Genomic DNA, 26323 nt, shown 5'->3' on the forward strand with positions numbered 1-26323 from the left:
TTTTGCAATGTTTTCCGCACTGCCTTGCTACTTCCCGGAGCAGGCGGGCCATGATGTCGCCGTCGTCGCGCACCGAAGCGGCCCATCATGGAGGACCACATGACCGCAAAGCCACTCATCCGCAGGCCGGGCGCAACCAGTGGAGTGATGCTGCGGGGCCAGCCGATGGCCTTTCTGGTGACCGGGGAGGATACCCGGCACACCAGCATGTTCGACTGGACGATTCCGGCCGGTTTCGCCACGGGTCGGCACGTTCACCGTGTGCAGGAAGAGACCTTCTATATGCTTGAAGGCGAATGCGAATGGCACCTCGCCGAAGAGGTCGTCCGGGCCACGCCAGGGACCTACCTCTTCATTCCTCCGGGCGTTCCCCACAACATCACCAATGTCAGCGACAAGCCCGCGCGGGTGCTCATGACAGTATCCCCTCCGGGGCACGAGCATTACTTCGAGGAGTTGGCCAGGCTGACCGCCAGCGGACCGCCGGACGCGAAAGCCATCAGCGAGTTGCGCGCCCGCTTCGACACCGACCAGTTGTCGGCACTGACGACAAGAGCCTAGGGCGACGCCGAGGGTCCGGCGCCGCGCTGTTGCGGCGCCAGACCTGCAAGGTGGGTGATCAGACGATCGATCTCGGCTTCCGTGTTGTAGTAATGCGGGGACGCTCGCACGACGACCGGCAGCGAACGGACTTCCGCGTCGATGCGGGTGCTCGACGGATCTGAGGCGCCGATGGTAATGCCGGCTGCGGCGGCGCTGCGGACGATCGCGTCTGCCTCAACCCCATCCATCGTGAAGCTGACGATGGCGCCGGGCGTGCGGCCGAGATCGCGAATGGTGATACCGCTGATGGCAGCAAGGCCGCCGCGAAGGCGGTCCGCCAGCAGGCGGCAACGCTGCTCGATCGGGCCGAGACCGATCGCAAGCGTGTAGTCGACGGCTGCGCCAAGCCCAAGCCGAGCCGCGTAATTGTTCTCCCAGGTCTCGAACCGGCGGGCATCGTCACGGAGCTGATACTGGTTCCGCGAGACCCAGGGGGCCGCGAAATGGTCGATCATCGGCGGCTCGAGCCGTTGCAGCAGCGGCCGGCGGACGTAGAGGAAACCAGTGCCGCGCGGGCCGCGCAGGAATTTGCGGCCGGTGGCCGAGAGCATGTCGCAGCCGATCGCTTCGACGTCGACCTGCATCTGGCCGACCGCCTGGCAAGCGTCGAGCAGATAGGGAATGCCATGCGCGCGTGCGATCTTGCCCACGGCGGCCGCGGGATTGACCAGCCCGCCATTGGTCGGGACCCAGGTGATGGCGATCAGCTTCACCCGCTCGTCGATCATGCGCTCAAGCGCGTGGATGTCGAGCTCGCCACTGGCATCGCTCGGCACGACGTCAATGACCGCACCCGTGCGCTTGGCGACCTGGAGGAATGCAACGTAATTGGCGGCGTACTCCGCTTCGGCCGTCAATATCCGGTCGCCCGCGCGAAACTGCAGCGCGTAGAATGCCATTTGCCAGGCGACGGTCGCGTTCTCCATGAGTGCGATCTCGTCCGGAGCAGCATTCAACAAACGTGCGACCGACCCGTAGACCGCATCAAGCCGGTCGGACTCGCGGTCCGCGGCGGCATAGCCGCCGATCTCGCTCTCCAGATCGATATGCTGTTTCATCGCCGCGACGACGGGCGCGGGCATGAGAGCCGCCCCCGCATTGTGGAGATAGGCTCGCCGGGAGGCCGCCGGTGTGTCGGCCCGTATTCGGTCGATGTCGATCAAGCGGGCTCTCCGTCTCGCGATCCATCGGCATGGATTAGACGCACCGGAGCAGGCGGGCAAGACGGCGGGCAGCGAGGAGCTGGCCCGGTTTGGTCTCAGATGCAGAGGCCGAGGAGCTTGACGTGGCAGTTCGCGGCTTTGGGCTTGCTGGCAGGCGTGACGTCACGCTTCACGGCGACCAGCGGCTCACTATCCTTCTTGCCTTTGCCTTTGCCCTTGCCCGGTTTCGGCTCGTAGTCGCCTGCGATCACCATCGCCCAATAGGTGCGCTTGCCGCTGGCATTCTTCGCGCTCGCGATCCCGACGCGGGAGGCGTTGTGCAGCAAGAGGTTCTTGCGGTGCCCGGACGAGTCGATCCACTGCCCCAGCGTCTTCTCGAAGGTGTCGTAGCCGTAGGCAATGTTCTCGGCGGCGCGACCTGCGCCTGACGGTGCGACGCGCTTGGTGAAGGGGCCGAGGGCGTCGTGGCTGAGATCGTCCTTGGCCGCCATCGCGCGGGCCTGATCCATGGCGATGCGATCGAGCGTTCCGTCGCGCACGACGCGGCCCTCGCCATGCTTCAGCCGGAAGCTGGAGATCTGTTCGGCGGGGGGCTCGGTTGCCGTCACAGGCGCGGCCGCCAGCAGCACAAGACCTGCGATCAGCAGGGCCGCGCAGCGCCTCATGGTCCCCCAGCTCGTCATCGTTCCCCAAGTCAGCGTGATCCCGGGCTTCTCCACCGGCATTGTGGACGCTTCAAGGCGCAAGCTGGCCCCCGTAGACTAACTAGTGGGCAGGTCGGCCTCGAAGTTGAAGCGGTCGCGCAGGTTCTTGCGCTGCTCCAGGATGTCCTTGAGGAAGGCGCGGTCCTGCTCGTTCTTCATCATCGGCTCGATCAGGTCGAGCTGGTTCATCGCGACCAGTTGCAGGATCTCGGTGCGCGGTTTGCCGCCGGCATCGCGCGGCAGCGCATGAACCACCTGGATGTGTTCGGGCGGCTTTGGGCCTTTGGCGGCCGTGAGCTCGTTGCGGAGCTGGCCTTCGAGTGTGGCCAGGTCGGCTTCCACGAACGCATAGAGCCCGACGCCCGAGCGGCGGTCCGCAAAGGCAACGATCGCAGCGTCGCGCACGGCGGGGTTTTGCCGGATCAGCGCGGCCAAGACCGGCGCATCATTGACCAGCCGGCGGCCACCGCCCTCGCGGTCGGTGAAGTTGAACAGCCCGCGGGTGATCGCGCGGTAGACCTTCTTGCCGGTGGCGAGCCACAGGCTTGCGGCGAAGGACTTCTTCGCCAGGATCTTTCGCTCGCGCGGCGTCAGCGCCTCAGGCGCGTAGGAGCGCTTGTGCTTGAGCAGATGGCGGAGGTCTTCATAGGCGAGGATGCGATAGAGCCACCCGCGGCGCGCAAAGCAGGCCGCAAGCTGGAAGTCGGTCACATAAGCGCGTCCGTCGCGGCCGACCAGCCAGTTCTGCTCCTTGGCGAGATCGTTGTGACAGATGCCGGCGCGGCGCAACCGGCGGAGCATGTCCTTGGCCGAGCGGAAATAGGCGAGGTCGCCGTGGGGCTTTGCCAGATGCAGCGCGACACCGTCGACGAAGCCGCGCACCAGCGCGCGCCGGCCGGCCCACAGCAGCTCGGGTCCCACGGAGAGACCCTTTGCGAGCGCCAGCGCACGCTTCTCGCGCGCGAACAGATGCCGCGCCAGCAGGAACGACCACCACGGCACTTCGTCGAGCCTGCGCAGCACGGCGTCAACATCGCCGTTGTCGCTGCGGAAGCGGCCGCGCTCGACGGTCGAGAATACGTCGCGCTTGAGCAGCACGCCCTCGGTCCAGCGCGCCGAGAGCACCGCGGCGTCGTCTTTCGGAAGACTCATCGATATCTCACGCGGCTGCGGCGAAGCGCAAATGGTCGGCGATCCAGCGATCGAGATCGGAGAGCGCCAATGCGCTCATCGCCTGTTTCTTGGCCACCGTCTTCTCGTTGCCACGTAGGCGCGTGCCGTCGGGCTTCTTCGTCGGCGGGCTGGCGAGCGGCGGGAACAGGCCGAAATTGATGTTCATCGGCTGGAACGAGCGCGTGCCCGGCTCGATGGTCTCGATATGGCCGCCGGTGATGTGACCGAGCAGGGATCCGAGCGCCGTCGTGCTGGGCGGGCTCGCCAGCGTCTCACCGCGGGCGTCAGCGGCAGCATAAAGGCCGGCGATCAGGCCGACGCTGGCCGATTCCACATAGCCTTCGCAGCCCGTCATCTGCCCGGCGAAGCGCAGCCGCGGCTGCGCGCGCAGGCGCAGCTGGCCGTCGAGCAGCTTTGGCGAGTTGAGAAAGGTGTTGCGATGCAGGCCGCCGAGGCGGGCGAACTCCGCCTTCTCCAAGCCCGGAATGGTGCGGAAGATGCGCTGCTGCTCGCCGTATTTCAGTTTCGTCTGGAAGCCGACGATATTGTAGAGCGTGCCGAGCTTGTTGTCCTGGCGCAGCTGCACGATCGCGTAGGCCTTCGTGGTGGGATCGTGCGGATTGGTGAGGCCGACAGGTTTCATCGGGCCGTGGCGCAGCGTCTCGTGGCCGCGCTCCGCCATTACCTCGATCGGCAGGCAGCCGTCGAAATAGGGCGTGTTGGTCTCCCATTCCTTGAACTCCGTCTTCTCGCCCGCGATCAGGGCTGCGACGAAGCCGTCATACCGCTCCTTGGTCATGGGGCAGTTGATGTAGTCGGCGCCATTGCCGCCGGGGCCGACCTTGTCGTAGCGCGACTGGAACCAGGCCACCGACATGTCGATGGACTCACGGTGCACGATCGGGGCGATCGCGTCGAAGAAGGCGAGCGCGTTCTCGTCCGTGAGCTCCCGAATGGCATCGGCCAGCGGGGCTGAGGTGAGGGGGCCGGTCGCAACGATGACGTTGCTCCACTCGGCCGGCGGCAGGCCTTTGATCTCGCCGCGGGCGATCTCGATCAGGGGGTGGTCATTCAGCGCCTTGGTGACGGCGGCCGAGAAGCCATCGCGGTCGACGGCCAGCGCGCCGCCGGCGGGCACCTGGTTGGCATCGGCTGCGCGCATGATCAGCGAGCCGAGCCGGCGCATTTCGGCGTGCAGCAGGCCGACGGCGTTGTTGGCGGCATCGTCAGAGCGGAACGAGTTGGAGCAGACGAGCTCGGCGAGCCCGTCGGTGCGGTGCGCCTCGGTCATGCGGTCCGGCCGCATCTCGTGTAGCACCACGGGCACGCCTGACTTGGCCACCTGCCAGGCGGCTTCCGAACCGGCAAGGCCGGCGCCAATGACGTGCACGGTGTTGGGTAGTGGTCCTGTCATGGGGCGGACAGGTAGCGCTTTTCGGCGATCAGTGGAATCGCCGAGATCGAGTTTTCTGCCATCAGAAACGACAACGCCCGCACGAGGCGGGCGCTATCGGTTCGTCCGGTAAGGGCTGAAGGGTATCAGCCCTGATAGTGACCGGCGGCAACGCGCGGGATGTCCGAGCGATCGAGGCCGATATCGGCCAGTTCGCGATCGCTGAGCTGGGACAGCTCGGCAACATTGCGCTGATAGTCCCGGAAGGCCTGGATCATGCGGATGAGCGAGAGCAGCATTGGTAGTCTCCTGTAGTTCGATTCAGCCCTTGCTCGGGCCTCATCGTTGAAATGAATATAGGTGAGAGTGGTGCGTTGCGAAAGTTCCGATGTTGCGATGCAGCTAAGCGATGAATGCATAGCACTGGTAAGGGACGATTAACCCGTCGGCGCTCTCGCCCAACAACTAGGCGAAAATCCCCGGGCTAGGGAATAAATGCCCGTGAAATCACGGGTTTGGTGCGAAAACTCGCAATTCAGATTGTTCCGGAAATATGTTGCTTTCCGAGATCGGCAAGGAGGCGGAGCAGCTTGTAAGCCCAAGTAAGCTATGCGTGATTCGCATGAACTGCTGTTTATAGAAATGAATTCAAATTCATAAAATGACATCCGCCGGGTCCGACGAGGCGACGGTTCATGGGGGATCCGGAGTCGGCAGAACCTCCGAGAGTCCGCAGGTTCCTGAATGTCGGATGACCTCGAGAGCCCACGTCCCCATGATGCCTTGCACACACGCCAAGCGTGTAAATTGAGATTACGAAGTTGTAATGAAGATCAGAAATGCCGCATGCAGCTCTGCGCGCCACGCAACTTCACGTAATTCTCGCAGGGAATTTATTACGGAAAGTTGCCGCGTCGGCAGCAAAGTCATGTTGCAGATTCCGGCAATGTCGCTGGTTCTGTCCAAGAACAAAAGAAGGAAAGTAACATCATGACGAAGTTACTCGGGGTTATCGCAATTGCTGCCGTTGCATTCGCCGCCGCGCCGGTCCAGGCCGCCAAGCATGCCATGGGCGGGTGCAGCTCGGGCAATCTCGAGAAGACGGAGACCGCGATCGAGGCGATGCCCGATGGTGACGGCAAAACGGTCGCCCAGAAGGAAATCGCGTCCGCGCAGGATTCGCTGCTCAACGGCAAGACGGGTGCGTGTGGCATGCACCTGAGCAAGGCGATGCACGCCACCATGGGTAAGTAAGCGGGTAGGTCAACGCAATTCAAGAGAGGGCCGGTCGCCGGGCGATCGGCCCTACGCGTTTGTCTCCGTGCGTGCCTTATTAAGGGGCGTGCGCGAGCTGGGTGGCAAAATAGGCCACCGTCTTGGAATAGACCTCGCTCTTGTTCCACTGCTGCAGCACCGCGAAGTTCGGGCTTCCGGGTTGCCAATCCTTGCCCTTCTGCCAGCCATAGCCGGCGAGATAATTGGCGGTGGAGGCGAGCACGTCGGGGGCGCTGTGCAGCAGGTCGCGCTTGCCGTTGCCGTCGAAGTCGACGGCGTATTTCATCCAGGATGACGGCATGAACTGGGTCTGCCCGAGCTCACCGGCCCAGGCACCTTTCATCTCGGCGGGCGCAAGATCGCCGCGCTGGACGATGCGTAGCGCATCCATCAGCTCGCCACGAAACTGCTCGGCGCGCCGGCAATCATAGGCGAGCGTTGCGAGGGAGCGGATCGTCGCGAACTTGCCGGTGTTGACGCCGAAATCGGTTTCAAGACCCCAGATCGCTACCAGGACCTCGCCCGGTACGCCATAGGTCTGCTCGATGCGGGATAGCACCGAGCCGTACTGCTTCATCATGTTGGAGCCGCGTGTCATCCGCGGCGGCACCATGCGGCCTGAAAACTCTTCGAAGGTCTGGTTGAAGACCTTTTGCGATTTGTCACGGTTGAGCACGCTCTGGTCCAGCGTCACACCGGCAAGTCCGGCGGTGATGGCCTGTTGCGAGATGCCCTTGGCCGCAGCCTCGGTCTTGAAGTCAGCGAGCCAGGCGTCGAAATTGCCCGAGCCGCAAGCGACCGCGGCCAGAGCGGGCTCGACGGATACGATTGACGCTGAAAGGGCGAGGGCTGCGAGAGCGAGACGAGAAATCGTCAGGGTCATTCGAATAAATTGATTCCGTGAAGGGACATGACCGGAGGCGGTAATGTCCGATGTAACAGCGGCCAAAGCAAGGCGTGTGACAGCAGCCGATCCCGTCCGGGGGCGGGATCGGCTGTAACGAAATCGTCAGGCTTCAGCCTATCTCTATTCTCGATTCCGCCACGGAAAGAGATTGGCGGGGAAGTCGGCCGCCGGCTTGCGCGGACGTTGCGGCGGAGGCGGCACCGGCCGGGCGCCGGGTTCGGAGACGATGACCTTGCGATAGAGATGCCAGGTGGCGTGGCCGAGCAGTGGGATGACGACGGCGAGCCCGAGGAACGCGGGAATGGTGCCGAGCGCCAGCAGTACCGCCACGATCAGTCCCCAGGCCGCCATCGGCACCGGGTTCTTCGCCACGACGCGCAGCGAGGTGACCATCGACTCCAGCGCACCGGCATGCCGGTCGAGCATCAGCGGGAATGAGACGGCGCTGATGCAGAGTGCGGCCAGCGCGAACAGGAAGCCCGCGCCGCAACCGACCACGATCAGCCACCAGCCCTGCGACGTCGTCAGCACGCGCGTCACGAAGTCGGAGATTCCAGTCACGCCTTCATAGCCGAACGCTGCCACATAGATTGCCTGCGCGGTCGCGACCCAGGTCACGAACAGCGCGAGCAGCAACGTGCCGAGGCCGAGCATGGCGCCGAATGAGGGTGAGCGCAGCACGTCCATGGCGTCCCAGGCGCTGGCTTCCTCATACCGCTCGCGACGGCTGGAGAGTTCATAGAGGCCGAGCGCTGCGAACGGACCGATCAGAGCGAAGCCCGCGGCCAGCGGAAACAGCAGGGGTATTACTGAATAGCCCATCGCGACGCGCGCGATCACGAGGCCCAGCACCGGATAGATCACGCAGAGGATGATGGCGTGGCTGGGGACTGCCTTGAAATCTTCCCAGCCGCGCTTGAGCGCATCGTGCAGGTCGGACAGTTCGATGGTTCGGATCACCGGTCCAGCCGCGTCTGCGGTCTGGCCCATCGTGGGGACATTGCCCTGGTAGAGTGTGGCCATGGTCGGCTTGCTCCCTTGCCATGCGGCCGAATTCGGGCGCCGGCAACGGCGCAACCGGCCGCTCTTCTTGAGTGTTGCGAGTCCAACCAGACGCGAATTCCTGGTGGCATCGCGAGCTGAACGGGAAGCGTACGCCTATTTCCGAGTCCTGTCCCTCACGCTTGGGTGAGATTCGATGCCGCAGTGCAACCTTGATGACGTCATTCGGTCGTCATTTCGCCGCAGATAAGCTCATGCTGCTTTGTGGGTCGCGCGAACAGCGCGGGCGCAGTGCAGAAACTTGATCTATAAGGACCCACTCAGGGCCTTCCAACGGGATCCTTTTCGGGGAGCAGACATGAGCATTTTCGGGAAAATCATGGGCGCAATCTTCGGTAGCCATCAGGCTTCCGCTGCGCCCACCGGCGGCGCGCCCGCGGGCAGCGCACCTGCAGGGGCCGCGCCGGGCGGATCGGCGCCAGCGTCTGCACCTGCGGCCGCGCCTGCGGCAACGGTGGACGTCGCCGCGATCGTCGACAAGGCGGCCGCCGCGCACAAGGGCGAGAAGCTGGAATGGCGGACCTCGATCGTCGATCTGATGAAGGCGCTCGACGTCGATTCGAGCCTTGCGGCACGCAAGGATCTCGCCAAGGAGCTCGGCTACACCGGCGACATGAACGACTCTGCTACCATGAACGTCTGGCTGCACAAGCAGGTGATGTCCAAGCTCGCTGCAAATGGCGGCAAGCTGCCGCCCGAAATCAAGCACTGACCGACAGTTCGGTCGATGTCAGGGGCCCGCGATGTCGCGGGCCCTTTTGCATTCAGGTAGCGAGATCCGCATCCTCCGGATGCCTGTCGAGATAATCGACGACGAAACCGCAGCCCGCGATCACCTTTTTACCGTCGCGGCGAATGATTTCGAGCGCGCCCTTGATCAGATCGGACGCAATGCCGCGACCGCGCAACGCGCGCGGCGTCTCGGTATGGGTGATGATGACCGCCGACGGCGTCAGCCGGTAATTGGCGAAGGCCAGCTCGTTGCCGACATCGAGTTCGAAGCGGCTCCTGTCCTTGTTGTCGCGTACCGTTGCCGCCATGCCTGATCCTTCCGAAGCTATGCTTATTCCCTGATCTAGGCGCCTGAACCCGCGCTTGCCAAGGCGCGACCAAGGCAGGTTGCCGCAGGGGAGATATCCGCAAAATGCGTGTCCAGCTCAGTCTCATGGCCTTGCTCGCTGTACTCGCCGCGACAGGTCCGGCTCCGGCTGCAGCCGAGGGCAGTCCGGCCTGGGAAGCCTGCGGGGGACCGACCAGCGCGCCGGACGAGCGGGTGAAGGCCTGCTCGACGGTGATCGACAGCAAGAGCGAGACTGGCCGCAGGCTCGCCGGCGCCTATTGCAACCGCGGATATGGTCTCACCGAAAAGCGCGAGCTCGATGCGGCGCTGTCCGATCTCGACGAAGCGGTGCGCCTCGATCCGACCTATGCCTGCGCCTACAACAATCGCGGCCGCGTCTACGGCTTCAAGCGCGACTATGATCGCGCCATCGCCGAGTACGACAAAGCCATCAAGCTCGATCCGTCGATGGCGATGGCCTACAGCAATCGTGGCGAGGCCCGTTACAACAAGGGCGATCTCGCCGGCGCCATCGCCGATTTCGCTGCCGCGATCAAGCGCGATCCCGGCCATGCCATGGCCTACGCCAATCGCGGCTATGTCTATGCTCGCAAGCACGACACGGCGCATGCGCTCGCCGATTACATGATGCGTATCAAGCTCGCGCCGGATCTGATCGCCTACATCGACCGCGGCAATGTCTATCGCGACAGCGAGCAGCTCGATCGCGCCGCCGCGGACTACAGCGAGGCGATCCGCGTGGCGCCGACAGATGCAAGAGGTTGGCGCAATCGCGGCTTGATCCGGCTTTACCTCGGCGATAACAAGGGCGGAGTCGCCGATTACGACAAGGCGCTGCAATACGATCCGGCCGACGTGTTCTCCTGGAACAACCGCGGTCAGGCCCGGATGCGACTCGGCGACATCGAGGGTGCGATCGCCGACTTCTGCAAGGCGCTGGAGATGAAGCCCGACGTGCAGACGGCACGCGATGCGCTGCAAAAAGCTGGGCGCGCTCTACCGCCGAAGACGCAAGCATCGTGCCTTAGCACCGAATAATCCTCAAGGCCGCCCTTGTAAGTTCCAAGATGGTTCCCACGTCGTTCACAAGGACATACGCCCGAATGCGGCCGGCGGGTCGCTAGACATTCGGAGTGTCATGGTCGCCAGCCGCTGACGTATGCCTCTTTTGTAGGAGGGTACGATGTCGGACTTTGGTTTCTTGAATACTCATCGAACATGGGAAGACTGGTGCGGCATGCTGCTCGGCGCGCTGATCGCCGCCTCGCCATGGTTTCCCATCCAAGACGGAGCTATGACAGCCGGACATCAGACGGTCGTCTTGAACACGGTCGCCATCGGCTTGGTCGTGTTTGGCCTTAGCCAGCTCGAATATGTCGCATTGCAGCGGTGGCAAGAGGTGACCACGATCGTTATTGGACTGTGGCTCGTCACCTCGCCCTATGTCCTCGGCTATTCCGGTGAAGGCTTTCTCCGGATCTACCACACGAGTCTCGGTGGGGTGGTGGTGCTTCTCGGAGCACTCCAACTCTGGCAGGACTGGGATCTGAGCGACCAGGACATGCTGAAGCACGGGCAATAGGCCATCGATGTCGACAGGTCCGCCACGCTACGGGCGCGGCGGGCCTGCGCTCTCATCTCTTCACGAGGTCCTGATAGTCCGGATGCTTCTCGATCCACGCCTTCACGAACGGGCATTGCGGGATCAGCTTCAGGCCGCTGGCGCGGACCTGGTCGAGCGCGCCTTGCACCAGCCTTGAGCCGACGCCTTTGCCGCCGAGCTCCTTCGGCACCTCGGTATGTTCAAAGGTGATGACATTGCCGTCGAGCTTGTAATGCTCGGTCGCTACATAGCCCTCTACCTCCAGCTCGTAGCGGTGATGCGCCTTGTTGTTGATGACGTCGCTCATGATGTCTCCGGTCAGCTTTTCAGCGCATCCGTCAGCATCTTGCGGATCGACCAGGCTTCGCCGTCGGAGGAGCCCTTGATGTCGTCGATCTTCCAGCTGTCGGCCTCGCGCACGAAGTCGTAACGCACGACCTGGTCTGCGGGTTTGCGGTCGTTGCGGTGGCCGGTGATGGTCACCGCGAGCGTCGCCTTGTCGGCCTCAGTCTTCTCGGCGTCAATCTTGAACGACTTCACGTCGGGTTCCTGCGAATTGGTGACAGGATCGAAATCGATCGGCCCGACGTCGCCCTTCGGCGTATGCGCATCCGCCTTGGCCCACAACGTGACCAGCGCCTTGGAGAGATATTTGGTCTTTGCCGCCTTGTTCTCGGTGACGAAGGCCGCGCCGCCGTCGCCTTTGCCTTTGGCGGCACGGGTGTAGATCGCGGTCAGGATGGCTGCGGGATCGGCCGGCGCTGGAGCCTGGGCGAGGGTGGGGCGGATTCCGGCAAGAAGGGAGATTGCGACGAAGCTGCGACGGGTGAGCATGGATCGTCCATGAGATGATGGTACCATAGGCCGGATAGCCGATCGGCGTGGTATCTAGTAGACCGCTCGAGACGCCGTTCGGTTCAATCCGCCGCCTTGGCAAGCCGCGAATCTTCCGGCTGTGGTTTGGGGCGCAGGCAGCCTTGGCAGATGACCAGCGATCGGTTGACCTTGGCGTCCTGGTCTGCGTCGATTTCGTCGGACTCGGGCCGGGCAGCGATGTGCGTTGCCCGCGATGGCTCGGCGGCACGCCGCTGATTGGGATCCTCGCCGCCGGCGCCATCCCAGGCGTATCGCGCGGGCCTGAAGGCGGGATCGGAGGCAAGACGGGCTTGCGGCGCGACGGCACATCCGGCAAGCGCGAGCGACAGCAGGAGGAAGGCGGACGCTTTGACCATGATGCGGCACTCTGTACGCGAGAACTGACGAACGTTGCGCCGATCATGTTTAAAAATCCCTGAACGATTGCGGTCGCGCCGGCGACCAAAGCGCATGCGCTATCTGATCCTCCTGTTCGCTCTGCTCGTCGTCGCCGCACATGCAGATGAGGCGAAGCCGTTTGATCCCGCCGGCTATCCGCTCGCCGTGCAGAAGGCGCTGCGCTATGCCAATGAGGAATGCGACAGCCAGGGCGGCGGTGCTGTGACGTTCGTACCCGACACGGTGCGCAAGGTCGATCTGACCGGAGACGGTCGCGACGACTACATCGTCGATTTCCGCGATACCAAGTGTGGCGAGCGCGAGGGCACCTATTGCGGAACCGGCGGTTGCGTGCTGGACATCCTGGTGACGCGGCCCGACGGCAGCGTTCGCACGGTGTTCGACGGCTATGTCCGCAGCTACAGCATCGTGGCGCCGTCGATGAAGCGTGGGGCGGCGCGCGTCATCCGGTTCGACTTGCATGGCAGCTATTGCGGCGGCTTCGGCGCGCAGGCCTGCGTCAAGGAAAGGGCGATTACGGCGACGCCTTTCACGTTCAAGCAGCCGTAGGGCAGGTGTGCGGACGGCGGTCTTGCTACGCTGTGGCCGATGGCGATAAATGGGTTGCAATGAGCGGGTGGCTTGCGTGCCGCCTGCCGCCGAAGAGGAAGCCCGATGCAGCCGCTCCGCATGTCCCGCCGCGTCATGAATCTCGCTTACATGCTGACCCAGAATGCGCGGCGGCATGGATCGCGGCGTGGTTTCGTCTGGGGCGACAAGTCCTGGACCTGGCGCCAGATCGATGCGCAGGCCTCGGCGCTCGCGGCAGCGCTCGCCGCGCGCGGGATCGCCAAGGGTGACCGCATCCTCGTCCATTCCAAGAATGGCGACGAGATGTTCCTTTCGATGTTCGCGGCGTTCCGGCTCGGGGCGGTCTGGGTGCCCACCAATTTCCGCCTGATGCCCGATGAGGTCGCCTATCTCGCCCAGGCCTCGGGCGCGAAGGCGTTCCTGTGCCACGTCGATTTCCCTGAACATGCGGCGGCCGCGAAGGGCGGCGTGCTGGAATTCACTTGGAGCATCGACGGCAAGTCCTCCTTCGGCGAGCGCTCGGTGGCCGAAGCCATTGCTTCGCATGCAGGCCAGGCGGTCGAGAACGTTGCGGTCGAGCATGACGATCCCTGCTGGTTCTTCTTCACCTCGGGCACCACGGGCCGCTCCAAGGCCGCGGTGCTGACCCACGGCCAGATGGGGTTTGTGGTCACCAACCATCTGGCCGATCTCACCCCCGGCGTGACGGAAGCGGACGCCTCGCTGGTGGTGGCGCCGCTGTCCCACGGCGCAGGCGTGCATCAGCTGGTGCAGACCGCGCGCGGCGTCTGCACCGTGCTGCTGCCGACCGAGAAATTCGATATCGACGAGGCATTCCGTCTGATCGAGACGCATCGCGTCGGCAATCTCTTCACAGTGCCGACGATCCTCAAGATGATGGTCGAGCATCCCGCCGTCGACAAATACGATCATTCCTCGCTGCGCCACGTCATCTATGCCGGCGCGCCGATGTATCGCGAGGACCAGAAGGCCGCGCTGAGGAAACTCGGCAAGGTCATCGTGCAGTATTTTGGCTTGGGCGAGGTTACCGGCAACATCACCGTGCTGCCGGCGGCATTGCATGATCCCGAGGACGGACCGCACGCCAAGATCGGCACCTGCGGCTTCGAGCGCACGGGCATGCAGGTCTCGATCCAGGACGACGAGGGCCGCGAGCTTGGGGCGAACCAGAGCGGCGAAATCTGTGTGATCGGACCGGCCGTGCTCGCGGGCTACTATGACAACCCCGATGCCAATGCGAAGGCGTTTCGCAACGGCTGGTTCCGCACCGGCGATCTCGGCCACATGGACGAGGAGGGGTTCGTCTACATCACGGGACGTGCCTCCGACATGTACATCTCCGGCGGCTCCAACATCTATCCGCGCGAGATCGAGGAGAAGATCCTGACCCATCCCACGATCGGCGAGGTCGCCGTACTCGGCGTGCCCGATGCGACCTGGGGCGAGGTCGGTGTGGCCGTCTGCGTCGCGCGCGAGGGTGAGAAGCCGGTGAGTGAAGCCGAGATGGCGGCATTCCTGTCGCCGAAGGTGCCGCGCTACAAGATGCCGAAGCGGTTCTTCTTCTGGGAGGCGCTGCCCAAATCCGGCTATGGCAAGGTGCCGAAGCGCATGGTGCGCGACGAGCTCGAGGCACGCGGCCTGCTCGATCTCGACAAGACCAAGACAAGCTGAGCGCGGGTCATGCGCAGCATCAGGCAGCCGGGCGCGCCCGTCACCGAGCGCATCCAATGGGTGGAGGCGAGGGGACGCGCTTGTGCGTTCACGCTTGAAGCGGGTCTGCCGCTGCTCGAAGCCGCGCGCCGCGGCTTTGCCGCGGAAGGTTTTGCCGGCGGCGTGCTGACTTTCGGCCAAGGCGCGCTCGGGCCGTTCGGCTATGTGATGCCGGCGCTGTCGAAGACCGGCGAGAATGCGGCGTTCTACAGCGACACCTATCGGCCCGCCGGCGTGACGCACACCAAGCTCGGCAGCATGACGTTGGGCATGCGGGATGGTGCGCCGTTCTTTCACTGCCACGGGCTGTGGACCGAAGCCGACGGCAAGACGAGCGGGGGCCACATGCTGCCGGATGAAACTGTCGTCGCCGAGCCGTTCGAGGTTCAGGCCTTCGGCATCGATGGCGCGATGTTCACGGCGGAGGCCGATCCCGAGACCAACTTCAAGCTGTTCGGGCCGGTCGCCGCGGCGAGCACCGGAGCGCGCGCGACTTGCCGCGCCTTCGCGCTGCGGCTGCGCCCCAACCAGGACTTTGCTGGCTGTCTCGAAGCCTTCTGCAAGGTGCACGGCATTGCGCGCGCAAGAATCCACGGCGGGGTCGGCTCGACCATCGGCGCGCGCTTCACCCATGGCGGCCTGACCGAGCCGTTCGCCACCGAGCTTGCAATCACCGCCGGGATGATCGCGCCTGATCCGTCCGGTGCGCTGGCAGCCGCGCTCGACGTCGCCCTGATCGACTACACCGGCGGTATCGCCGAGGGCCGCCTGGTTCGCGGCGACAATCCCGTGCTGATGACCATGGAGCTGGTGCTGGAGGTTTTGGACTAGAGCACGGCCGCGGCTTGCGTCGCCTCTTCATCCACGCTCCATGTCGTCCCGGCCAACGTTCACCAGGGATTGGCACGCATCTTGGCCATGGCGAGGTATGTCGAGTCACTGAAGCCCGATGTCCCCGAACTCGATCCCTGGAAGAGGTCGAGCACCGGCGAGTAGGTCTGACTGGCGTTCTTCACGTCATACATGGCCGAGAAGCGGCTGAGCAGTTTCGAAACTTTCGCGGGGTCGCTGAGATCCTTAAGATTGAGATATTTCTCCACGATCTTGGCTTGCTGGTCGATCTGCATCGAAGCCATCTGGTCAGGCAGATCGAACGTGGTTCGAAACACTTCCGAAAGAGCCTTGTCGGCAAGAATGTCGTAAGCCGACGTGATGTGTCCGGCCATGCGCTGGAAATACAGGGCCAGACGCACGCCGGCATTAGTATCGCCCTGCTGCTGCTCCAGGCTTTGCTGGAGATAGTCCTTCTGCGTTGCCAGGAACTGATCGCGCTTTTGCGGTCCCATCATCGGAAGACGCGCGACGTTGCCCTTGCTGTCGAAATTGAACGACGCCGCGATCTCGGCAAAGCGGGGATCGCTCTGCGTGTTTGCGAAACTCTTGGGATCGTTCAGATCGGAGGCGAAGATCTTCTTGAGATCGGCGGTGCTCACTTTCGCAGGGTCCAGGCCCCTGGCGACAAGAACGAAGTCAATCAGCTTCCTGTTCGCGAGCAAATCGGAAGCGCTCTTGATGCCGCCGATCGCCTGTTGATAGTCCGAGGCGTCCTTCTGGGCTTGAGCCTTGATTTTCGCTTGGTCGTGCGGGCTTGCAAACTTCAGCTTGCCAACGACGTAATTCCTGGCGATGTCGAGAATCTCGGCCGGCCCCTGCGCCGCCAGGGGCATCGCCAGATTGCCCTTGGCGTCAAAGTTGAACGCGCGCGCGAGCTTGACGTATCGATCGTCCTTGAGCGTATAGACGTAACTTTTGGGATCGTTGAGGTCGCTCTCGAGAACGGCCTTCACGGTGGATTGAGAAACTTGCGTGGGATCGAGGCCGACGGCTGCAAGCGCAAAATTGTAGGCGGTTGGATTGGACATCAGCGCCTGGAGCGTCGTCACGTTGGGGATGGTTTTTCTGAACTGTCCAATGACCAGGGCTTCCTGCAACGGGCTTGCCGCCGCATAGACGGCTGACTTGCTGTCGTCGAAATTCTTGTTCGTGTTTGCGAGGCTTGCAGCGGTCTGCGCCGGTGTCCCCGAGGGAAGCGACCCGTCGGCAGAAAATTCGAATGCGCCGGCCAGATCCATGAACCGGCTGGTCGTCGCGATGGCGTCATTGGTGCTGGATATGGTGCTCGTGGCCGACTGAAGGCGATATTTTTCGACCAATATCTGGACCTTCAACTGATCGACATCAGCGCCAGGCTGCGACAGCTGTGCCGTGTCGTCGGAGATATTCGCACTGGCGTCGGTTGCATCCGATTTGGCCTGGCTAAGCTGGGCGTTGAGGCCATCCAGCTTTGAAGCGAAGGTGACGTTGACATAGCTGTTCGGATCGGATGGATCGCTGGACAAGACCTGCTTGATCGTGTCGCGGGACCATTTGCCTTGATCGATCCCGAATGCCGAAGCGACATAGTTGCGAAGACGATCGTCGTTGAGAAGCTGGTCGGCACTGCTCACGTTGCCGATCTTGGCATTGTAGTATTTCGTGTCGGCGGCGATTGCGTCGACATTGCTCTTCATGGCTGCCGTGTACAGCCCGATCATGTCGTCAGTCTGGTTGTCCGATTGCGCAACCTTGGCTTCACCGCCACCGAAGGAAAAGGCCGCGGCAAAGTCCCGGTAGCGCTTGTCGATCAGCGTATTGGCAAAGCTCTTGGGATCCGAGAGGTTGCTCTGCAGCACCTTTTTCATGAAAGCCTTGGCGTAGGCCATGTCTTCCAGGCCATAAGCTTTCGTGACGTAGTGATACAGCCGGTAATCATTCATCAAATCGTCGGCGGTGTGCACCTTGCCGATATTGGCTTTGTAGTAGGCGGCTTCGCGCGATACGTCCGATTGCTGCGCCACCCGTGTCAGGGATTGTGCGAGATTGCGCGCGACGTAGCTGTAGGTGAAATAGGTGGACACCATGGGGAATTCCTGACGGCTTGGCCGGACTTCGTCGGTGGACTCCTGGACGTCCGTCAATCATTGCCGGGTCGCAAGGCAGAAGACTGGCCTCATGCCAGCAGACAGAAGCATTGTTTCAATTCATTACTGCGATTCTGAGCAACAACCTGAGGTATTTCTTGCGTCGAAGCGCCGCATCGCAAGCCCCGCGCAATAGACAGCCTCGCGCAAGCTTCGTCGCATAGTCATTTGAATTCGGGTATTTGAAATCGCGGACGCACTTTTGCGTCCTCGCGGCACATCGCGCCCGAGCTTTGCGGCAGTTGCCGCCCTCGAAAGTGCCGAGGGCGCAGGGAAGGCCGGGCGCTGGCTGGCACCCGCGGTCCACTGTGCGAAGGTTGCGCTACAAGAGGCTGCACAGCGGCATACAGGGCAGCCCAGACATCCCGGCCGTTCCCTGCGCAGTGGGTTGACGGCTTATGTCGCGATCTCCCCGGGGAGCGATGCACTATTGCCCCCGTCGCCTTGCAGATGGCCGACGCGCGGACCCGGTCGGACCACACGCGTCACCGCAAGACTTGGCGCACAGACTCCGGGCGCCAGGACCACGCGATTTTGCCGTACGCAGGCCGCACCGGTCGTTTGCGCGGGGTGTTCGCTCACGGTGTGACCCGCCCTGCAACCACCTTCGCGCCAATGCGGTCCGCGTCCACCACGTCCCATCCCGCGTGTCGTGACGATCGCGATAGCGCCCCTCGGCCGGGCTGGGATGTCGGGAATATGATGTATTTCCGAATTCGCGTAAAGCGAAATATTTGGGGCGGAAGCATTGCCCATGGTATGGCGTGTTTTGCCCGTCGAGGCTGGGCAAGAATTGGTCGTTGGCGCCCTCAGGCCGGAGCGAACCGGCCGATTGCTAGCCGTGGCTGTATATTGGCCCAGAAGGCCCCTAGAGCAACCTGGATGCCCTTCAGCAGGGCTGCGAGGGTGGATCGGCAAGGAGCGAGCGTCTTTGCCAGCGCAGCCAGAAACGCGTCGAACCCAAGGATGTTGAGCACGCGTGTGAAGTTGTAGCAGAGCGCCATCAGGCTCCACTCGCCGCGGACCTTGTCGAAACCGCGGACCAGGAAATGACGGTAGCCGGCACGGCATTTGAGCGTGCCAAACGGATGCTCGACAATCCCCGAACGACGGCGCATCAGCTCGCCTGCGCCCTGCATCCGCGCGCGGTGACGTTCAAGAACGTCTTCATGCTCCCAGCGACCGATCGTCCGGTTGGTCGCGTTCGACGCGAGGCAACAGACCTTGAGTGGGCAGGTCTTGCAGGTCGCTCCGCGCGCCGCGTAGCGGATCTCGATGCGGCCACTGGTGTTCTTCTGCCTGCTCTTCATCGGATGTAGCTGATGGCCGGCGGGACAACGGTAGGTGTCGGATGCGCCATCATAGTTGAAGTCCTTGAGGGCGAAGCGGCCTTGCTTCTCGAGCCGGGCGTTGCCCTCCGGCACCGGAACATAGGCCGTGATGCCATCGTCCTCACAGGCCTTCAGTTCGCGACTGCTGTAATAGCCCTCATCTGCCAGCGCCTGCAGGGCCTTGACCTCAAGGGACTCCTTTGCCGCTACGGCCAGTGCATGTAGCTGGCCGACATCGCTGCTGTCGTTCACCACCTCGCTGGCGACAATGAGCTTGTGCTTGTCGTCGACTGCGGTCTGCACATTGTAGCCTGCAACCCCTTGGCCGCTCTTGACCAGAAGCCGGGCATCCGGATCTGTCAGGGACAGCTGCGTCTGGTCATTCTCTTCCAACCGAACAAGATCGGCTTGGGCGCGCGAGCGCTTTGTCATCAGCGCCGCAACCTTCTCGCCGATGTCGCCACCATCTCCGTCGCCGCCATCAGCCCCATCCTTGCCCGGCTTCTTGGCTTCCGCGGCATCATTGTCCTCAAGAGACTTGCCGTAAGCCTCGATCTCCTGGTCCAGCTTTGCGATCTGATCGGCAAGCCTCTTGCGCGTAAAGATGCTGGCCTTGCTGGCGTTGCCATGGAAGAACGAGCCGTCAATCGCAACAACGCTGCCGCCGACAAGACCGAGCTCGCGCATCAGCAGCACGAAGCTGCGGTTGGCCGCCTTCAGAGCCGCCCAGTTCTCTTTGCGGAAGTTGCCGATCGTCCGATAACCCGGCTTCAGATTCTTCAGAAGCCAGATTAGTTCCAGATTGCGGCAGGCCTCCCGCTCTAACCGACGCGACGACCTGATTTGGTTGATGTAGCCGTAAAGGTAGAGCTTCAGCAGATCGGCCGGATCGTACGGCGGCTGGCCGGCCCCTTCAGCCTTGCGGCCCGCATGGCGAAAGCCGAGTTTGGCAAGGTCGAGGACATGAACGAAGCTCTCGATCGCCCGGACCGGATTGTCCGGCCCGACATAGTCCTCAATCCGAGCGGGAAGCAGACTGGGTTGCTCCCGGCTCTCTCCGGTCTTGAATGTGCGATTCGCCATAAGACGAATCCTACATCAACTCCTGAGATCCAACGTTCTTGCTCAGCCTCGACGGGCAACGCAAGGGCTTGTAGGTCGCGAGCTGCGCGGCGGCCACGCCACGGCCACGAAGCGGTCTCCCCAGTAGCCGACCATGTAACCCACGTTACGGTCTTACGATCGCTAATGCCGGGCCGCTTCTGCCTCCTGCTCCAAATTCAGGATATGGGCCCGCAGCGCGTCGAACCGCGTTTCCGTGGCATCGCTGAACAGCGGGTCCTTATGGGGAGACAAGGCGTCGGCGATTTCGGTCCAATCCCGAGGTTGCAAGGCATTTGCTGCGGCGGGGAAGAAATCGCGGTCCTCCATGGCGATGTGGCGCCGTTCATGCTCCAGGAAATCGCGGACGATCTTGTCCACGTCCTGGCGCAGCACCTCGCGGCCGGCAAGGACGCCGTCCACCGCCTGCGCCACCCGATGTAACCGCTCGGCGCCTTTCTTGTGGTCCTGTGCGAGGTCGCCGACTTTTGCGGCGGCCTTGGGATCGCGAAGCCTGAGCTTGGCGAAGACGCGGTCTTCCTGGGGATGGTGGTACATCGCCGTATAGACTTCGAAATAGGCGATGATGGCGCGGATCACCTCGTAGTCGGGTCGGTCGGCGCGATCGAAGACCTCAAGTTCGTGTTCGAGCACAGTGAGCAATCGCTCGATGTTGCGGTGCTCCCGGTTAAGCAGCTCCATGATCATGGTCGTGATCCATATGATGGGCCGTTGGAAAGATTGGGGCAAAGAACGGGCGCAGCATTGCGCTGGATCAAACCTGGAAGAAATGATGCCAGCCGATCTTCCCTTCGCGCGGCAACCCGCGACGCTGGGTTTGTGCTGCGTCGCGTCAGCGATTGCTGGCGCACAGGGCAGGGACAATGTCCCCAATTCGATCAAAGACAACATCGGGTGATTGCGCCCGCAGCGCCGCCGGTGCTGCGTAGCCCCAGCACACCGCACCGCAGGCAATCCCCACCGCACGCGCCGCCTCGATATCGCGAACCTCGTCGCCGATGGAGATGACGTTTTCCGGGCTGACGCCGGCGCGGCGGATCACGCGGCGGAATTTCGCGGGCTTGCCGAACACCGAAGCCGCGCAGTCGAAATACCGGAATAGCGCGGCCGATGCGCCGAGCTTTTGCCGCGCGTTGGCCTCGCTGTCCGACGTCACCAGTGCGAGCTGCACCCCGTTCTCAGTCAGGGTTCGCAGCATCGCGTCAGTGCCCGCAAACAGCGAAATCTCCGCTGCCGCTTCTCCTTTCAGCCGCCGTGCATGTCGCGCGATCGCCGGCAGCTTCCAGACGGGCACCTCGAGCTGCGTGAGGATCTCGCGCGTCGAGGCGTGCCGCAGCCCTTCGATATCCTCATCCCGCACGCGCCGAAAGTCGAAGCGGTCGGCGACGTCGTTGATGGTGCGCAGGAACCAGGGGAAGCTGTCGACGAGGGTGCCGTCGAGGTCGAAGATGGCGAGGGAGTAGGGCATGAGGAGGGACACTGCGGGCGACACGCTGACAGATGCTATATTGTGTTCGAAGAGGTGGCAGATGTCGGAGCTACTGGCAAGAATTACGGTTAACCCGCAACCTATGCCTGGACGCCCGCGCATTCGCGATCTGCGCATAACTAGCCATACCTGATTGGTGCTCAGCTTCCCGATCGCAGGTTGCGGACGTGGACATTGATGTCGAGATCGATGTCCTTGATGCAGGTCTGTGTCGTCCGATGCGAGCCGCCCTCGTGCCAGCGACCATCGCGCGCCCGGGCGCCACGGACGTTGGCGAGCTTCAGGCATCGCCATTGCGGCAGCGGTCCGCTACTCTCGCCGCCAAATTGCCAGGCCAGCACGGCTTCCTCACCGCCCTTGTCAGTGCCGATGATATGTGGGCAAAGCTCGCGATGTCGGCCCTCATAGACACAGGTCACATGCTGCTGGGCGAGGATGGCGTTGCGGAAGAGTTGGTAGGTTCGGCTGGGCATCGCTACCTCCAGATCGCCTCATCTGGCATTGTCGCACGCTTGAGTGTAGAGGTGCGCGACCGGAAGGAAAACCATGCCGATCAATGACACCCAGCTCAGCAAATTTCTGAGCCTAGTCCTGCGCCACCAGCCGGAAGCGATCGGGTTGGTGCTGGATTCGCAGGGATGGGCCGGTACCGACGACCTGATCGCCAAGGCAAATGCCGCTGGCACAGAGTTTGGTCGCGACGATCTGCTGCGTGTCGTCGCAGAGAGCGACAAGAAGCGTTTCTCACTGTCCGCCGATGCACATCGCATTCGCGCTGCGCAAGGCCATTCCGTCTCGGTTGAACTTGGCCTGGCGGCGCAGGAGCCGCCGTCGGTCCTGTATCACGGAACGGCAACCCGGTTCGTCGAAGCCATCCTGTCCGAGGGCCTGAAGCCGCAGGCGCGCCAGCAGGTGCATCTGTCCTCCGACGAGGCCACGGCGGAGCGTGTCGGTCAGCGCCACGGCAAGCCGCATATCTTCAAGGTTGATGCCGACGGCATGCATGCCAAGGGATTCAAGTTCTTTCGCGCGGACAATGGCGTGTGGCTGACCGACCATGTGCCGCCGGAGTTTCTGGCGTAGCTGACGTCAGGATTTCCAGATGGTCTCCTCGGTCCAGCCGAGTTCGGCGAACTCGGCGGCCCGAAGCGGGGCTTCTCCCTCGGCAAAGAACTCATCGAGCTGAGGCGGCGCGACCGAGGTTTCGGAGAGCATGGCGTGCGCTTGCCCACGATGATGGATCTGGTGCTGGAACAGATGCATCAGCAGGCGGTCGCGGCGTTCGGTCTGGACGGATGTGTCGCGGTTGATCCTGATAACGCCGGCCAGAAGCTCTGGTGTCAGCGCATCGCAGATGGCAAGCAGGCGCTTGTCCATGGCGGCCTGGGCTGCCTTCAGTTCGGCAAGCGAGGAGTACGGCACCTCGTTTGCCCAGGCCCGTGGTCCGAGCCAGCCACCCTCGAGTGCGTCGATGTAGAAATGATCGATGACGTAGACGTGGTTCAGCGTGCGCCGAATGCTCGGGAAGAAGCCGGTTCGCGGGGCTTCGAACTCGGCCTGGCTAAGGTCGGCACAGGCGGTGAGCAGGCGATGGTTCGCCCACGCATTGTTGTAGGCGAACGACCGATAGGTCTGCACGAGTCCTGAGGACACAACTATTCTCCGTGGACCGATCTGTCGGCGGACTACGGCCGCAATCTACTCCGCCGCCTCGCTCGTGCTCCTTCGCTTCGGCTTCCGCGCCTTCTTCAGCACCGGCTCCAAAAACTTGCCCGTGTAGCTCCGCTGCGCTTTCACGATGTCCTCGGGCGGGCCCCAGGCGACAATTTCGCCGCCGCCGTCGCCGCCTTCGGGGCCGAGGTCGATGACCCAGTCGGCGGTCTTGATGACTTCGAGATTGTGCTCGATGACGACGACCGTGTTGCCCTGAGCGACCAGCTCGTGCAGCACCTCCAGCAGTTTCTTGACGTCGTGGAAGTGCAGGCCGGTGGTCGGCTCGTCCAGGATGTAGAGCGTACGGCCGGTGGCGCGTTTTGACAGCTCCTTTGCCAACTTGACGCGCTGGGCTTCGCCGCCCGACAGCGTCGTCGCCTGCTGGCCGACATGGATATAGTCGAGGCCGACGCGGTGCAGGGTCTGGAACGTCTCGCGTACGCGCGGCACCGCCTTGAAGAATTCGGCGGCTTCCTCGACGGTCATGTCGAGCACGTCGGCGATGCTCTTGCCCTTGAACAGGACCTCCAGCGTCTCGCGGTTGTAGCGCTTGCCCTTGCAGACGTCGCAGGTGACGTAGACGTCGGGCAGGAAGTGCATCTCGATCTTGATGACGCCGTCGCCCTGGCACGCCTCGCAGCGACCGCCCTTGACGTTGAAGGAGAAGCGGCCCGGCTCGTAGCCGCGCGCCTTGGCTTCGGGGAGCCCTGCGAACCACTCGCGGATCGGCGTGAAGGCGCCGGTGTAGGTCGCGGGGTTCGAGCGCGGGGTGCGGCCGATCGGCGACTGGTCGATGTCGATGATCTTGTCGATATGCTCCAGGCCCTCGATGCGATCGTGCGGGGCGGCGCCTTCGCTGGCGCCGTTGAGCTTGCGTGCGATCGCCTTGTAGAGCGTATCGATCAGCAGCGTCGATTTGCCGCCGCCGGAGACGCCGGTGACGGCGGTGAACAGGCCGAGCGGGATCTCGGCGGTGACGTTCTTGAGGTTATTGCCGCGCGCGTTCACCACCTTGATGGTGCGGCGATGGTTCGGCGGACGCCGCTCCGGCACCTCGACCTCGAGTTCGCCGGTGAGGTACTTGCCGGTGAGCGATTTCGGGTTGCGCATGATCTGTTCGGGCGAGCCTTCGGCGACGATGTTGCCGCCATGCATGCCGGCGCCGGGGCCGATGTCGAGCACGTAGTCGGCGAGACGAATGGCGTCCTCGTCATGCTCGACCACGACCACGGTGTTGCCGAGGTCGCGCAGCCGCTTCAGCGTGTCGAGCAGCCGCGCATTGTCGCGCTGATGCAGGCCGATCGAGGGCTCGTCCAGCACGTAGAGCACGCCTGTCAGGCCGGAGCCGATCTGCGAAGCCAGGCGGATGCGCTGGCTCTCGCCGCCGGACAGCGTGCCGGAGGAGCGGGACAAAGTGAGGTAGTTGAGGCCGACGTCGAGCAGGAAAGTGAGGCGCTCGCGGATCTCTTTCAGAATGCGCCCGGCAATCTCGTTCTGCTGCGCGTTCAGCGCACCAGGGACGGTCTCGAACCAGGCGCCGGCACCCTTCACCGACAGCTCGGAGATCTCACCGATGTGCTTGCCACCGACCTTGACGCAGAGCGCCTCGGGCTTCAGCCGGAAGCCGTTGCAGGCGCCGCAGGGCACGTCGTGGAAGTACTTTGCGAGCTCCTCGCGCGCCCACTCGCTCTCGGTCTCGCGGTAGCGGCGGTTGATGTTGGTGATGACGCCTTCGAACGGCTTCTTGGTGTCGTAGGAGCGGACGCCGTCCTCATAGGAGAACTTGATCTCGTCCTCGCCGGAGCCGTGGAGGATCGCGTCTCTCGTCTTCTTCGGCAGATCCTTCCACTTGGTGGTCAGCGTGAACTTATAGTGCTTGCCGAGCGCCGTCAGCGTCTGCGTGTAATAGGGCGACGACGATTTGGCCCAGGGCGCGATCGCGCCCTTGCCGATGGCGAGCTCCTTGTCGGGGATGACGAGGTCCTCGTCGACATGCTGCTCGACGCCGAGGCCGCCGCAGGCCGGGCAGGCGCCATAGGGGTTGTTGAACGAGAACAGCCGCGGCTCGATCTCGGGGATCGTGAAGCCGGAGACGGGGCAGGCGAACTTTTCCGAGAACAGGATGCGCTCGGGCCCGCTCTTGTCATGGATCTTTGCGGTCTTCTTTTTCTCCTCGACCGGTGCTGCCGCCGGCGCGTCGGCGAATTCGACCACCGCGAGGCCCTCGGCGAGTTTCAGAGCGGTCTCAAAGCTTTCGGCGAGGCGCTGGCCGATGTCGGCGCGCACCACGATGCGGTCGACGACGACGTCGATGTCGTGCGGGAATTTCTTGTCGAGCGCCGGCGCTTCTGCGAGCTCATAGAAGCTGCCGTCGATCTTGACGCGCTGAAAGCCCTTCTTGAGCCATTCGGCGAGCTCCTTGCGGTACTCGCCTTTGCGGCCGCGCACGACCGGCGCCAGCAGATAGAGGCGGGTGCCCTCGGGCAGCGCCAGCACGCGGTCGACCATCTGCGAGACGGTCTGGCTCTCGATCGGCAAGCCCGTGGCCGGCGAATAGGGCACGCCGACGCGCGCCCAGAGCAGGCGCATGTAATCGTAGATCTCGGTGACCGTGCCGACGGTCGAGCGCGGGTTCTTCGAGGTCGTCTTCTGCTCGATCGAGATCGCCGGCGACAGGCCGTCGATCTGGTCGACGTCGGGCTTCTGCATCATCTCGAGGAACTGACGGGCATAGGCCGACAGCGATTCGACGTAGCGGCGCTGGCCTTCGGCGTAGATGGTGTCGAAGGCGAGCGAGGATTTGCCGGAACCGGAGAGGCCGGTGAACACCACCAGCTTGTCGCGGGGAATCTCGACGTCGATGTTCTTGAGGTTGTGCTCGCGCGCGCCACGGATCGTAATTGCGCGCAGGCTCGAGCCCGCGTTCTGCTGTTGGCGCTTCGCCTTGATCACTTCATCCATCCGAGTTGCCCTCAAGGAGTCCCAAAAGCGACGCGATCGCGCCAACGTACAGGCGCGCTTCGCCCGGAACCGGGATCGGCGCCGATGGGGTTGTGAGGCGAACGTAGGAAGAACGGAGACGGATTTCCAGTGGGACTTGCGAATCGT

The 26323-nt window shown here is 63.3% G+C and carries 27 protein-coding genes; 9 read left to right on the forward strand and 18 right to left on the reverse strand.

Annotated elements, in window-relative coordinates; genetic code table 11:
• Window positions 1–99 precede the first annotated feature (99 nt).
• A complete protein-coding gene (locus tag XH89_RS18805; protein WP_194461959.1) occupies window positions 100–561 on the forward strand; it encodes a cupin domain-containing protein in 462 nt (153 codons plus the stop codon).
• Here the strand turns inward: XH89_RS18805 and XH89_RS18810 are convergent.
• The 5 genes from XH89_RS18810 to XH89_RS18830 all read right to left on the reverse strand — a co-directional run bounded on the left by XH89_RS18810 (window position 558) and on the right by XH89_RS18830 (window position 5335).
• On the reverse strand, window positions 558–1766 hold the full coding sequence (locus XH89_RS18810) for an aminotransferase class V-fold PLP-dependent enzyme (RefSeq protein WP_194461960.1): 1209 nt from the start codon (window positions 1764–1766) through the stop codon (window positions 558–560). The two genes, XH89_RS18805 and XH89_RS18810, sit on opposite strands and share 4 nt — an antisense overlap.
• A 95-nt stretch (window positions 1767–1861) precedes the next feature.
• Complete coding sequence (locus XH89_RS18815; protein ID WP_194468541.1) at window positions 1862–2449, reverse strand: CAP domain-containing protein; 588 nt, start codon at window positions 2447–2449, stop codon at window positions 1862–1864.
• A gap of 78 nt (window positions 2450–2527) precedes the next feature.
• Window positions 2528–3622: a serine/threonine protein kinase gene (locus XH89_RS18820; RefSeq protein ID WP_194461961.1), complete on the reverse strand. Its 1095-nt coding sequence runs from the start codon at window positions 3620–3622 to the stop codon at window positions 2528–2530.
• A 7-nt stretch (window positions 3623–3629) separates the two neighbouring features.
• Window positions 3630–5057, reverse strand: a complete 1428-nt coding sequence (gene trmFO, locus XH89_RS18825) for a methylenetetrahydrofolate--tRNA-(uracil(54)-C(5))-methyltransferase (FADH(2)-oxidizing) TrmFO (RefSeq protein WP_194461962.1) — start codon at window positions 5055–5057, stop codon at window positions 3630–3632.
• 125 nt (window positions 5058–5182) lie between these two features.
• A complete protein-coding gene (locus tag XH89_RS18830) occupies window positions 5183–5335 on the reverse strand; it encodes a DUF1127 domain-containing protein (RefSeq protein ID WP_194461963.1) in 153 nt (50 codons plus the stop codon).
• A 691-nt stretch (window positions 5336–6026) separates the two neighbouring features.
• On the opposite strand from XH89_RS18830, the gene XH89_RS18835 reads away from it, so the two are divergent.
• Entirely contained in the window at window positions 6027–6290 is a 264-nt protein-coding gene (locus XH89_RS18835; protein WP_194461964.1) for a hypothetical protein, read from the forward strand.
• A gap of 79 nt (window positions 6291–6369) precedes the next feature.
• Here the strand turns inward: XH89_RS18835 and XH89_RS18840 are convergent, their stop codons facing one another.
• Window positions 6370–7194, reverse strand: coding sequence for a lytic murein transglycosylase (locus tag XH89_RS18840; RefSeq protein ID WP_194461965.1), 825 nt, complete (start codon window positions 7192–7194; stop codon window positions 6370–6372).
• 144 nt (window positions 7195–7338) lie between these two features.
• On the reverse strand, window positions 7339–8241 hold the full coding sequence (locus XH89_RS18845; RefSeq protein ID WP_194461966.1) for a DUF2189 domain-containing protein: 903 nt from the start codon (window positions 8239–8241) through the stop codon (window positions 7339–7341).
• Between the two features lie 337 nt (window positions 8242–8578).
• Here XH89_RS18845 and XH89_RS18850 point away from each other — a divergent pair, with 337 nt between their 5' ends.
• Window positions 8579–8992: a DUF3597 domain-containing protein gene (locus XH89_RS18850; RefSeq protein ID WP_194461967.1), complete on the forward strand. Its 414-nt coding sequence runs from the start codon at window positions 8579–8581 to the stop codon at window positions 8990–8992.
• A gap of 52 nt (window positions 8993–9044) precedes the next feature.
• Here XH89_RS18850 and XH89_RS18855 read toward each other — a convergent pair whose 3' ends face one another.
• Window positions 9045–9320, reverse strand: a complete 276-nt coding sequence (locus XH89_RS18855) for a GNAT family N-acetyltransferase (RefSeq protein WP_194461968.1) — start codon at window positions 9318–9320, stop codon at window positions 9045–9047.
• A 104-nt stretch (window positions 9321–9424) separates the two neighbouring features.
• Between XH89_RS18855 and XH89_RS18860 the strand changes: the two genes are divergently transcribed.
• On the forward strand, window positions 9425–10399 hold the full coding sequence (locus XH89_RS18860; protein WP_194461969.1) for a tetratricopeptide repeat protein: 975 nt from the start codon (window positions 9425–9427) through the stop codon (window positions 10397–10399).
• Between the two features lie 145 nt (window positions 10400–10544).
• The gene (locus XH89_RS18865) at window positions 10545–10943 is read left to right on the forward strand and encodes an SPW repeat protein (protein ID WP_194461970.1); all 399 of its coding nucleotides are present in this window, start codon (window positions 10545–10547) and stop codon (window positions 10941–10943) included.
• A gap of 52 nt (window positions 10944–10995) precedes the next feature.
• Here XH89_RS18865 and XH89_RS18870 read toward each other — a convergent pair whose 3' ends face one another.
• The 3 genes from XH89_RS18870 to XH89_RS18880 all read right to left on the reverse strand — a co-directional run bounded on the left by XH89_RS18870 (window position 10996) and on the right by XH89_RS18880 (window position 12196).
• Window positions 10996–11271, reverse strand: a complete 276-nt coding sequence (locus tag XH89_RS18870; RefSeq protein ID WP_194461971.1) for a GNAT family N-acetyltransferase — start codon at window positions 11269–11271, stop codon at window positions 10996–10998.
• Window positions 11272–11282: 11 nt separating this feature from the next.
• Window positions 11283–11798, reverse strand: coding sequence for a DUF3828 domain-containing protein (locus XH89_RS18875; RefSeq protein WP_194461972.1), 516 nt, complete (start codon window positions 11796–11798; stop codon window positions 11283–11285).
• An 83-nt stretch (window positions 11799–11881) separates the two neighbouring features.
• Window positions 11882–12196, reverse strand: a complete 315-nt coding sequence (locus tag XH89_RS18880; protein WP_194468542.1) for a hypothetical protein — start codon at window positions 12194–12196, stop codon at window positions 11882–11884.
• Window positions 12197–12290: 94 nt separating this feature from the next.
• Between XH89_RS18880 and XH89_RS18885 the strand changes: the two genes are divergently transcribed.
• From XH89_RS18885 to XH89_RS18895, 3 genes are all read left to right on the forward strand, one after another.
• Window positions 12291–12788, forward strand: a complete 498-nt coding sequence (locus tag XH89_RS18885; protein ID WP_194461973.1) for a hypothetical protein — start codon at window positions 12291–12293, stop codon at window positions 12786–12788.
• Window positions 12789–12893: 105 nt separating this feature from the next.
• Entirely contained in the window at window positions 12894–14501 is a 1608-nt protein-coding gene (locus XH89_RS18890) for an acyl-CoA synthetase (protein ID WP_194461974.1), read from the forward strand.
• Window positions 14502–14510: 9 nt separating this feature from the next.
• Window positions 14511–15371 (forward strand): PCC domain-containing protein, encoded by an 861-nt coding sequence (locus tag XH89_RS18895; protein WP_194461975.1) that lies wholly within the window; start codon window positions 14511–14513, stop codon window positions 15369–15371.
• Between the two features lie 59 nt (window positions 15372–15430).
• Here the strand turns inward: XH89_RS18895 and XH89_RS18900 are convergent, their stop codons facing one another.
• From XH89_RS18900 to XH89_RS18920, 5 genes are all read right to left on the reverse strand, one after another.
• The gene (locus XH89_RS18900) at window positions 15431–17500 is read right to left on the reverse strand and encodes a DUF1217 domain-containing protein (protein ID WP_194461976.1); all 2070 of its coding nucleotides are present in this window, start codon (window positions 17498–17500) and stop codon (window positions 15431–15433) included.
• 869 nt (window positions 17501–18369) lie between these two features.
• Window positions 18370–19974, reverse strand: coding sequence for an IS1182 family transposase (locus XH89_RS18905; RefSeq protein WP_194461977.1), 1605 nt, complete (start codon window positions 19972–19974; stop codon window positions 18370–18372).
• A gap of 162 nt (window positions 19975–20136) precedes the next feature.
• Window positions 20137–20700, reverse strand: a complete 564-nt coding sequence (locus XH89_RS18910; RefSeq protein ID WP_194461978.1) for a hemerythrin domain-containing protein — start codon at window positions 20698–20700, stop codon at window positions 20137–20139.
• 145 nt (window positions 20701–20845) lie between these two features.
• Entirely contained in the window at window positions 20846–21481 is a 636-nt protein-coding gene (locus XH89_RS18915) for an HAD-IA family hydrolase (protein ID WP_194468543.1), read from the reverse strand.
• 161 nt (window positions 21482–21642) lie between these two features.
• Entirely contained in the window at window positions 21643–21975 is a 333-nt protein-coding gene (locus XH89_RS18920; protein ID WP_194461979.1) for a hypothetical protein, read from the reverse strand.
• A gap of 73 nt (window positions 21976–22048) precedes the next feature.
• Here XH89_RS18920 and XH89_RS18925 point away from each other — a divergent pair, with 73 nt between their 5' ends.
• Window positions 22049–22585 carry an RNA 2'-phosphotransferase gene (locus tag XH89_RS18925; RefSeq protein ID WP_194461980.1) on the forward strand — a complete coding sequence of 179 codons (537 nt, stop codon included), beginning with the start codon at window positions 22049–22051 and terminating at the stop codon, window positions 22583–22585.
• Between the two features lie 6 nt (window positions 22586–22591).
• On the opposite strand, the gene XH89_RS18930 is transcribed toward XH89_RS18925, so the two are convergent.
• Together XH89_RS18930 and uvrA are read right to left on the reverse strand one after the other, a co-directional pair.
• Window positions 22592–23155 (reverse strand): DinB family protein, encoded by a 564-nt coding sequence (locus XH89_RS18930; protein WP_194461981.1) that lies wholly within the window; start codon window positions 23153–23155, stop codon window positions 22592–22594.
• 45 nt (window positions 23156–23200) lie between these two features.
• A complete protein-coding gene (gene uvrA, locus XH89_RS18935; RefSeq protein WP_194461982.1) occupies window positions 23201–26176 on the reverse strand; it encodes an excinuclease ABC subunit UvrA in 2976 nt (991 codons plus the stop codon).
• Between the last annotated feature and the right edge of the window lie 147 nt (window positions 26177–26323).

It is taken from the genome of Bradyrhizobium sp. CCBAU 53340 (genome assembly GCF_015291645.1).
Lineage (GTDB): Bacteria > Pseudomonadota > Alphaproteobacteria > Rhizobiales > Xanthobacteraceae > Bradyrhizobium.

Excerpts from the sequence above, each read along its gene's own strand:
- XH89_RS18895 (WP_194461975.1), top strand. The coding sequence starts at position 14,511 with ATGCGCAGCATCAGGCAGCCGGGCGCGCCCGTCACCGAGCGCATCCAA.
- XH89_RS18840 (WP_194461965.1), bottom strand. The coding sequence starts at position 7,194 with ATGACCCTGACGATTTCTCGTCTCGCTCTCGCAGCCCTCGCCCTTTCA.
- XH89_RS18925 (WP_194461980.1), top strand. The coding sequence starts at position 22,049 with ATGCCGATCAATGACACCCAGCTCAGCAAATTTCTGAGCCTAGTCCTG.
- XH89_RS18820 (WP_194461961.1), bottom strand. The coding sequence starts at position 3,622 with ATGAGTCTTCCGAAAGACGACGCCGCGGTGCTCTCGGCGCGCTGGACC.
- XH89_RS18830 (WP_194461963.1), bottom strand. The coding sequence starts at position 5,335 with ATGCTGCTCTCGCTCATCCGCATGATCCAGGCCTTCCGGGACTATCAG.
- XH89_RS18870 (WP_194461971.1), bottom strand. The coding sequence starts at position 11,271 with ATGAGCGACGTCATCAACAACAAGGCGCATCACCGCTACGAGCTGGAG.
- XH89_RS18835 (WP_194461964.1), top strand. The coding sequence starts at position 6,027 with ATGACGAAGTTACTCGGGGTTATCGCAATTGCTGCCGTTGCATTCGCC.
- XH89_RS18865 (WP_194461970.1), top strand. The coding sequence starts at position 10,545 with ATGTCGGACTTTGGTTTCTTGAATACTCATCGAACATGGGAAGACTGG.
- XH89_RS18880 (WP_194468542.1), bottom strand. The coding sequence starts at position 12,196 with ATGGTCAAAGCGTCCGCCTTCCTCCTGCTGTCGCTCGCGCTTGCCGGA.
- XH89_RS18920 (WP_194461979.1), bottom strand. The coding sequence starts at position 21,975 with ATGCCCAGCCGAACCTACCAACTCTTCCGCAACGCCATCCTCGCCCAG.
- XH89_RS18875 (WP_194461972.1), bottom strand. The coding sequence starts at position 11,798 with ATGCTCACCCGTCGCAGCTTCGTCGCAATCTCCCTTCTTGCCGGAATC.
- XH89_RS18815 (WP_194468541.1), bottom strand. The coding sequence starts at position 2,449 with ATGACGAGCTGGGGGACCATGAGGCGCTGCGCGGCCCTGCTGATCGCA.
- uvrA (WP_194461982.1), bottom strand. The coding sequence starts at position 26,176 with ATGGATGAAGTGATCAAGGCGAAGCGCCAACAGCAGAACGCGGGCTCG.
- trmFO (WP_194461962.1), bottom strand. The coding sequence starts at position 5,057 with ATGACAGGACCACTACCCAACACCGTGCACGTCATTGGCGCCGGCCTT.
- XH89_RS18905 (WP_194461977.1), bottom strand. The coding sequence starts at position 19,974 with ATGGCGAATCGCACATTCAAGACCGGAGAGAGCCGGGAGCAACCCAGT.
- XH89_RS18845 (WP_194461966.1), bottom strand. The coding sequence starts at position 8,241 with ATGGCCACACTCTACCAGGGCAATGTCCCCACGATGGGCCAGACCGCA.
- XH89_RS18890 (WP_194461974.1), top strand. The coding sequence starts at position 12,894 with ATGCAGCCGCTCCGCATGTCCCGCCGCGTCATGAATCTCGCTTACATG.
- XH89_RS18855 (WP_194461968.1), bottom strand. The coding sequence starts at position 9,320 with ATGGCGGCAACGGTACGCGACAACAAGGACAGGAGCCGCTTCGAACTC.
- XH89_RS18900 (WP_194461976.1), bottom strand. The coding sequence starts at position 17,500 with ATGGTGTCCACCTATTTCACCTACAGCTACGTCGCGCGCAATCTCGCA.
- XH89_RS18860 (WP_194461969.1), top strand. The coding sequence starts at position 9,425 with ATGCGTGTCCAGCTCAGTCTCATGGCCTTGCTCGCTGTACTCGCCGCG.
- XH89_RS18915 (WP_194468543.1), bottom strand. The coding sequence starts at position 21,481 with ATGCCCTACTCCCTCGCCATCTTCGACCTCGACGGCACCCTCGTCGAC.
- XH89_RS18885 (WP_194461973.1), top strand. The coding sequence starts at position 12,291 with ATGCGCTATCTGATCCTCCTGTTCGCTCTGCTCGTCGTCGCCGCACAT.
- XH89_RS18910 (WP_194461978.1), bottom strand. The coding sequence starts at position 20,700 with ATGATCATGGAGCTGCTTAACCGGGAGCACCGCAACATCGAGCGATTG.
- XH89_RS18850 (WP_194461967.1), top strand. The coding sequence starts at position 8,579 with ATGAGCATTTTCGGGAAAATCATGGGCGCAATCTTCGGTAGCCATCAG.
- XH89_RS18805 (WP_194461959.1), top strand. The coding sequence starts at position 100 with ATGACCGCAAAGCCACTCATCCGCAGGCCGGGCGCAACCAGTGGAGTG.